This is a genomic window from Allobosea sp. P1_A7 (genome assembly GCF_056406775.1).
Map to the genome: position 1 here is coordinate 1 of NZ_JBFTZN010000254.1, position 8,335 is coordinate 8,335.

Below are 8,335 nucleotides of genomic sequence, written 5' to 3' on the forward strand. Positions count from 1 at the left end.
GGTCATCTGGTACTCGCCGGAAATGTTCGGCTGGCTGAAGGCCAACCGGACGCAGGCCCATGAGGKGACAACGGAGCCCCCMGTGCCTGACGGGGCGATGATGATCAAGGAGATGTTCCCGGCGCCTGCCGCATTGTGCCGCGATGTCGATCCGCTGCGGCTGCTGCCGACGAGCGGTGCGGCCGTGATGGTGCGCGACGCGAAGGCCTCGCATGACGGCTGGTTCTGGGGCTGGTTCGGCTGGAGCGACTGGAAGCCCGATTGGCCGGCGGGGCCCGGAAACGGCTACCCGAACATGGGTTTCGGTCAGTACTGCGTGAACTGCCACGCCAGTGCCAAGGCCAACGCGACCTTCGYTGACCTGAAGAACATCAAGGGCGAGCCCGGGCGCCCGCTGGTCTTCCTGAGCCAGAATGCTTTCACCGACCGCTCCGCCSAAGCTCATGACGACCTGTCCGCGATGCTCAACCACCTGCGCATCGTGCAGGAATCCGACGACATCACGCTGCTCGGCGCTCCGGCCCGCGAAAGCCCTGCGCCCGAGTTCACCACTTTCTACGGCATCCCGTTTCCGCATCCGACCGCAGACAAGGTGATGCGGATGCCATCCCAGACCTATGACGTGGTGTGGGCCAGTGCGAACCGGCGCGAGGCCCAGCAGCAGTTCCTGACCTCGGACCAGTGCCTCGGCTGCCACGATGCCGGGTCAACCGGGTTGCATTTCGACATGACGCTGCCGGGGCCGGACGGCCGCTTCCTCAATCTTTCGCCCTATGGCACCTGGAGTTCGTCGCCCATGGGCCTGGCCGGACGCGACCCGGTCTTCTTCGCCCAGCTCGCAAGCGAGACGGAGACCTTCCATCCCGAAGCCGCCGAGCTCGTGCAGGATACCTGCCTCGGCTGCCATGGCGTGATGGGGCAGCGGCAGTTGAAGATCGACGAGAAAGCAACGGGCAAGGGCTGCTCCTCGTTCTCACGTGCCGCCGTCGCCGCCACGCCCTGGCCCGCCGGTCACTCCGGCCTGGAGGCCCGGCACGGTGCGCTCGCCCGCGACGGCGTCTCCTGCACAACCTGTCACGCCATGGCGCTGAGCGAGGCCGAACGGAGCCGGGTCAAGGCGCAGCCGCAGAACAGTTGCGTCGAGGAGCGCCAGGAACGGCTCAATCCCGAGAATACCGGCTTCGCCAGGACCTTCACCGGCAGCTTCCTGATGGGCGCGATGACCGAGATGAAGGGGCCATTCGAGGGCCCCAAGGCGAAGCCGATGGAGAATGCACTCGGCATGACGCCGGTGCAAAACCCCGCCATCAAGAGCTCAGAGGTTTGTGGCAGCTGCCACACCGTTCACCTGCCTGTGCTCGACAAGGGCAAGGTCATCGGACACACCTACGAGCAGACGACCTATGCGGAATGGGCGTTCAGCGACTTCCGCACCGGCCACTCGCCCGACGGGGCGCTGCCATTCGGCGCCGGCAAAAGCCCCGAAACCTGCCAGGGCTGTCACATGCCCAGCCGCGATGCGGACGGACACCCGTATCGCAGCAAGATTGCCAGCATCCAGGAGTATTCAAATTTCCCCCAGGCGGAGCACACCTTGCCGCCCGAGGAGATCGACCTGCCCGTGCGCTCCGGCTTCGCCAGCCATGTGCTGGTCGGTTTGAACTCGTTCCTGATCAAGATGGCGCAGCAGTTCCCGGAGCTGATGGGAATCCGGACGCAGGATCCGATGCTGACGAAGAAAGGCGTCGATCCACTGCTCTTCACCGAGAAGGCGATCGACCACCAGGCTGCGGAACGCACCGCCGCGATCGCCGTCGAAAGCGTCAGGATGACTGAATCGGCGCTGGAGGCGTCGGTACGTGTCACCAACAAAACTGGGCACAAATTCCCGAGCGGCGTCGGCTTCCGGCGCGCCTTCATCGCGTTCAAGGTGCTCGACGCCGGCGGCAAGGCGATCTGGGCTTCGGGGCGCACTGACGCACTCGGCGTCATCACCGACGGGATGGGCGCGCCCGTCGCCGGCGAAGTCTGGTGGAATGCCGATTGCTCGGCCAGACTCGATCCGCTCGCGCATCAGCCGCATCGGGAGGTGATCACCCGGCAAGATCAGGTCCAAATCTATCAGGAGCTGGTTTCGAGCCCCCCGCTGTCCGGGCCGGCCCAGTGTGGCATCGGCTCCCAGCCCGCGGGGCAGTTGACCACGAGCTTTCTGTCGATCTGCTCGAATGTGAAGGACAATCGCCTGCTGCCGAGGGGCTATCTCGGGCGCGATGACCGGGTGAAGCTCGCGGCCTCCCTCGGCGCCGGCCCGGAACTGGCTGACGAGGCCGGACCTGTGCAGGTCGGTGACGATCCCGACTATCGGGAGGGTGGCGGCGACGCGACGCTCTATCGCATCGCCCTGCCGGAGATCGACGGTAAGCCAGCTGCCATCGAGGCGACGCTCTTCTACCAGGCGATGCCGCCGTTCTACCTTCAGGACCGTTTCTGCACCTCGAAGAGCGAGGATACCAAGCGGCTGCATTTCATGGCCGGGCGTCTCAACCTCGCGGGGTCCCGATCCGAGGGCTGGAAGCTACGCACGGTGACGACAGGGGTCGTTACCATTGCGGGCGGTGCTCAGCGGCAAGATTGAGCGAAGCGGATCGGCTGCGGCGTGCGCCAGCGGGGTCTCTCGCCGCGGAATGGCATCGCTGACCTTGCTCTCCGCAAACCCGGACGTCGGGTTCTGGGGGGCACGCGGCACGAAGCCGAATGTCTTCGCACTTCAAGACCAAGGCTTCCGGCGCGTCGGGTTCGGCTGTCGATGGGCTCAGGCGTCCGGCCTGCCCTGGAACCACGGCCCTGGTTGGGCATAGTCGCCGCCTCGCGCTGGATCGGTCCAACGCGAGGCGGCGTAAGCTTAATGCCGCTCCCCGGATGATGGAGCGGTCGTCAGGTCTTACCAGCCACGCTGCTGCTTGATCATCTGCTTTTGCGCCTCCTTCTGGTGACGCCAGTAGTCCTTCTGCGCTTCCTGCTGCATTTGATAGYAATCGCGGATGCGCTCCTTCCGGGACGTCGTGTCCCGGTAACGCTGCCAGTCGTAGTGATCGTCGTGAACGTAATTGTCCTGATCGCCCAGGAAATCGATGATCCCGCGAAACATGTCGCCGGCTGGCACGATATGCCGCTGCTCGCTCATGGCCTGAGAGGGAGCAGTGACCGGGGCCGCGTAAGCCGCAGCGGCAGCCATGCTCAGGGCCAGGACCAACGAAGTCCGGGCCAGCTTGTGGGAGAGGGTGCTCATGGGCTCGTCCTTGGAATGGCGCGGAAGGGTTCAGGCCTATTGGCCAGGCTGGCGTGTGAAGACGTGCGGCAGTTCCGGAGACAGCCAGCGGAGTTCGGCGATGCTGCCGGAACTGTCGCGCTCGAACCGGATCTGGGTGAAGGGAATATTGCCGGCGATGGCCACGATCGGCTCATAGCCAGCCGTCGCCATGAGGTGCGCCGAAAACAGGTTCGGATCATCCTTGCTGGACACGAGCAAAGCGACCGCGTCGGTCTTTTCGAGAGTCATCTGCAGTTTTCCGTCGACGGCGGCGACCGTTGCCGTGCCGAGAACCGGAGAGACATAGCTCCCGACAAGTGCGCCGGCAGAGGGAGCAAGCGGCCCTGGGATGAAGGCGGCCGCCTGTTTGCGCTGCAGCTCGCGGTTTGTCCGCATGGCGGCGGCGGCAAGCGCGATGTTGTCGACCTCGGGATTGCCGAGAACCCGGTCGTAAAACCATTGCGCGAGCGCATCCGCCATGGCCGCATTGCCGAGATTGGTCAGGATCACGATGCCGGTCCTGCCATCTGGCAGGAAGCCGGCATGGGCGCCGAAGCCCGGGGTTCCGCCATTATGCCAGATCACGCGCCCGTTTGGCGTGGCATTGACGACCCAGCCGACGGCATAGCTGACGCGCTCGCTCATCGCGACGCGCGGTGTCCAGGTGACATCGAGGTTCTCCTCGGAGACCAGGGCCTTCTCTCCGAAATGCCCGCGCCCGAGCTGCAGGCGCAGCCATTGGGCCATATCCTTGACATTGGAGTTGAAGGCGCCAGCGGGGCCGTACGCGTAGGGGAAGGCAGCGTGGAACGGGATTGCGACCGGGCGCTCGGCAAATCTGTGGCCGGTGGCATGGTCGGCGGTTTGCGTGATGGCTTCCAGGGTAGCCGTCGTCGATGACATGCCAAGGGGATCAAGCAGCGTCCGCTTCACCGACTCGTACCAGCTTGGCGAGCCGTTCACCTTCGCCAGCACCTCGCCGGCGACCATGTGCGGGATGTTGAGATAGCCGAACTGCGAGCGGAAGATGCCCGTCTGCGGCGCGACGCGCAGGGACTGGATCAGCGTCTGCTTGTCAAAGCCGAGAAGGGTCAGGTCGTCATTGACGTAAGGGGTGAGGCCGGAGCGCTGCGCGGCGAGGTCGAGGATGCGGAAATCGCGCGAGATCCATGGATCGGCCAACTGGAAGGTGGGTATATGATCGATGACGGGATCGGCCCATTTCAGCCGGCCGGCATCCACCGCCTGGGCGAGCGACGTCGCGAGGAACGCCTTGGTCGTCGAGCCGATCTGGAAAATGGTGTCGGGCGTGACGCGGTCGGCCTTGTCGATCGTCTTGACGCCGAAGCCCTTGCTGTAGATGAGCCGGTCGTCGAAGACGATGCCGATGGCCATGCCAGGAACCGAGAACTCCTTCATCCCGGCAGCAGCCTGTTTCTCGAGGCCGGGCAGGAGCGCCTGAAGCCTTTCGCCTGTGATTTCCGCCTTGGAAGGATGAACGGCAGCGAGCGTGAAGAGCGCCGCAGCGACAAGACTACCGCAGTGTTTCATGGTTATCCACTTTCGGGCAAAGTGCATTGACACGGCATTTGGTGCCAATATTTGGCATAAATGCCATGGAGGCTGGGAAGCAGGGATTTGGTGGTTTGAATCTAATGCCATGATGCTGATTTTTGTAAGAATTCAGAAGATGGTATTCGATCGATGATCCGCTCAAGTGGTGCCAAATCTTTAAGTTTCGCTTCACAAAGGCCGGAGGACGAAGGCGCATTCAGGAAATCAACGATGCCGGAACCTAGTGCGACCGTTGCCGCATCGAGGCGATAGCCGAGCGCGGCCAATTCACTCTCGACCAGTGCCCCGTCCGCATCGAGATAGCCCGTGCGTGCGATCAGATCCTGGGCCTGGTCGCCATGCGCCCTCAGAAGCAGGATGCGGCAGGCGGCGGCACGAGCGTCGGGATCATGCACTGCCGCGCCGCTGAGAATGCCGCCGATGAGATTGGCCGGCAGGGTGGGCAGGTTCAGCGCCAGAAGGAACAGCCGCTGCGTGTAGGAGCAGGCGAGGGCACTCTGTGCGGTACGGCCATCGCTCAGCAATTGCCCGCTCATGCGGACCTGACGGTTGAACAGGTTTTCGCTGWAGCTGATCTGCAGGCGCTGCATGGCATCGGCGTGGATTGCCACTGTCCCGATGATCAGCCGGCCCGCCTCGATGCGAGACCAGGCCGGTGAGATCGCGAGATAGAGGCCCTCCAGCCAATGCTCGCCGGGGCGCAGCCCACTTCGCCCGGCTACCGACGATTCGACTACGGTCAGGGCGGGGGGCGAGCCCGACCGTAGGCCTGCCTCGCTCCGCAGCGCCGAGAGCGCGGTTTCCGGCACGGCGAAGTGGGTGCTGATCGCGTCCTGAAACTCATCGAAGGAAGACGAGGCGAGGAACGGAGCGGTCAGCATGCCGCCGAGCACCCGCGCCCAATCCTCATAAACGCTGGATGCGCGGGGCACGGCCTTGCCGCTGAGCCATTTATAGGCGTTCTGGGGCACGAACAGCGTCGTCCGATTGCTGGCCGCAAAGCGCGCGCAGAGTTCCTTGTGGGTCGAGCAGCCAAGCGCCAGTGACGTCAGCCTCAGCTTCAGGGCGAGGTGACGCGAGGCGGAGACAATCGGTGGCTGGCTATCCATGTCCGCCGGCCGTGTCGCGCTACCATCCAGTCTGAATTGCTTCACCGCGCTCCCCAACGGTTGCTCTGGACGACAGGCCGAAACTGGCGACCAAGCTCCAAGAAGGCGACGCCTGTGCGCTGCCCGTCAGGAGCCCGGCCGCCGCGGTCCTTGGAAACGGTGGATCTATGATTGAAGCTAAGTTGAAAGCGCGGGCGAGCACCATGACCGTGCATCTCAACTTGATGACCGTCCGTCCAAGGCCGCCGACCGCCCTCGCTCCCGCTCGAACTTGCCGTCTACAACGCTCGGAGCGGGCTGATTGGTCGGGGCGGGCCAATTATGGCTTGGAGGATGACGGCCATCCCGCCGGCAACGGCGATGCGGCCTTCAGGAAATCCACTCCCCTTGTGGCTTCAGCCCACGCGTTCAGCGCAGTCGGAACCTAGAGAAATGGAACAGGGTGTTCGGGAGCCAGTTTGGCGGCGATGAGAGCGACCGTCGCATCGGCAAGATTGGGAGCGCGTCCACTCCAATCCTCGACAGAGGCGCGGGTGAAGGTGACCGCCACGGCAATGGTTATACGCCCGATTTTCGAGCGCTCCTGCGGTAAGGTTCCGACGGCAGAGGCGTAGCCACCGAAAAGAGGGGTTTGAAATACCCAGTCGCCGCGCAGCATGGCGCCGAGCCCATAGTTGAAGCGCTTTGTCAGGCTATGGCAGGTTGGGCAGCCTTCGAGCGGCACACCGAAGCCGATCAAGCGTGGCTCTATCATCTGCTTCAGCGATTGCGCGGAGAGAAAGCCAGCGCTTCCGACGATCGTGTCGAAGCTGCGGGCCATGTCGTCAATCGTCGTGACCTGGATCGCACCGGCAGGCAACGTCCATGACGGATTCCAGTAGGTCGCGTCCTCCCACACGCCGCGCTCTGCTGTGAAGGCGTGGATGGCGGGTTCTGGGATCGTCGCGTTGTCGAATCCGAAGGTGCCGCCAAGTTTGAGTGGTGTCAGGATGTACTCGTCCATCAGGCGATGCATCGGCTTGCCCGTGGCCGCCTCGAGAACCTGCCCGAGAATGACGTACCCGCTATGGGAATAGTCCCAGTTTTCTCCGGGGGCGAAGCGCCTCGCCTGGGACAGGCTTACCGCGATGAGATCCTGCGGCGTCCACGTCCTGAAGGGATCCGCGATGAAGGGCTTCACGAATTTTTCGTCATTGGCGACATGATCGGGATACCCGGCCGTCATGTTCGCCAGCATACGGATGGTCGCCTTGCCTGAGGCGGGCAGATCAGGGAGCCAGCGCGAGATGGGCATGTCGAGATCGACGATGCCTTCCTCCGCGAGTCTCAAGGCAAGCGCTGCAATATATGTGAGGGCCACGGCCCCGTTGCGGAAACGCCCATCTATCTTCGCCGGCACGCCGGTCATCGCTTCGCCAAGCGCGAGGCTCGTCACGTCCTTGCCGTCGATGCGCACCTGCAAGAGAAGCGAATTCAGGCGGTGCTTTTCGAACTGCGCAGAAGCGATCGAGCGGATCTCGTCCAGGCTCCTTAGGTCGAGTTCCTGCCCCTGCGCGATTGGCCATGATGCGCCGACGCAGCCCATGAATATGACAGCGAGCCTAGCCGCAAAGAACATTTGGCGCCCCAAAAGCTGAGGGTTGCGAAGGCAATGGTCGCGAGAAGGACGTCGCCAGGATCATCGCCGAACGGATATCGCGGAGCTGACGATGGCGAGCTTTGGGGCATGCCGCAGTCGCTACGGGCGTGGGACAAGGGGAAACTTCGATTGAAACTAAGGGGATATCGTTGCCAGGCACCATGACCGTACATCCCAACTTGATGACCGCGCGTCCGGGATCGCCGCCTGTTCCTGCGCCCGAGCGGCCTTACCCCTGCAGCGATCGGAACCGGACTGATCGGGTGGAAGTGCCGAGAGTTGGGATGGGCTCGGAATGCACGAAGCCGACCTGATCTGCCTCTTGAAACGTCCTCGGTGCACCGGCCAAATCGGCCGGCCTGCGTGCATGCCGGAGCAAGGGCTCTCCAAGGTCGATCTCGACACGTTCGGCGAGGCTGCCTGGAATGCAGCCAGTGAGGCGAAGCCGAAGTTCTGCTTCGGAAGGCCCTCGTTTGCGTCGCAAGCCGTCGCTGCCTAACCTCCGTGGCCGAGCGTTTGCCGTGTGGGCTCGCTGACCCAGTCAGGGCTGCCGAATGCCGCGCCGGAGAGCCCGTTCAATGTCACCTCAGTGCGTCCTCCTCCTGATGATCGGCCTTGTTGCCTCATCACAGCGCTTGCGGAGAGCGGCGATGTCTCAGGCGTGGTCAACGTCGACGGCAGCCGCAAGATGTACCTCGGATG

The 8,335-nt window shown here is 63.7% G+C and carries 5 protein-coding genes; 1 reads left to right on the forward strand and 4 read right to left on the reverse strand.

The features are described from left to right. Positions 1-2,635, forward strand: a 2,635-nt coding sequence (locus AC1D34_RS29860) for a hypothetical protein (RefSeq protein WP_476826155.1), incomplete at its 5' end; no start/stop codon positions are given. Positions 2,636-2,941: 306 nt separating this feature from the next. On the opposite strand, the gene AC1D34_RS29865 is transcribed toward AC1D34_RS29860, so the two are convergent. The 4 genes from AC1D34_RS29865 to AC1D34_RS29880 form a co-directional block, all read right to left on the reverse strand. Further along, entirely contained in the window at positions 2,942-3,289 is a 348-nt protein-coding gene (locus tag AC1D34_RS29865) for a hypothetical protein (RefSeq protein ID WP_476826156.1), read from the reverse strand. Between the two features lie 36 nt (positions 3,290-3,325). Next, positions 3,326-4,861, reverse strand: coding sequence for a serine hydrolase (locus AC1D34_RS29870; protein ID WP_441488082.1), 1,536 nt, complete (start codon positions 4,859-4,861; stop codon positions 3,326-3,328). A 101-nt stretch (positions 4,862-4,962) separates the two neighbouring features. Next, positions 4,963-5,778 carry a hypothetical protein gene (locus AC1D34_RS29875; RefSeq protein WP_476826157.1) on the reverse strand — a complete coding sequence of 272 codons (816 nt, stop codon included), beginning with the start codon at positions 5,776-5,778 and terminating at the stop codon, positions 4,963-4,965. Between the two features lie 640 nt (positions 5,779-6,418). Continuing rightward, positions 6,419-7,612, reverse strand: a complete 1,194-nt coding sequence (locus tag AC1D34_RS29880; protein ID WP_441488084.1) for a serine hydrolase domain-containing protein — start codon at positions 7,610-7,612, stop codon at positions 6,419-6,421. Positions 7,613-8,335: the final 723 nt, after the last annotated feature.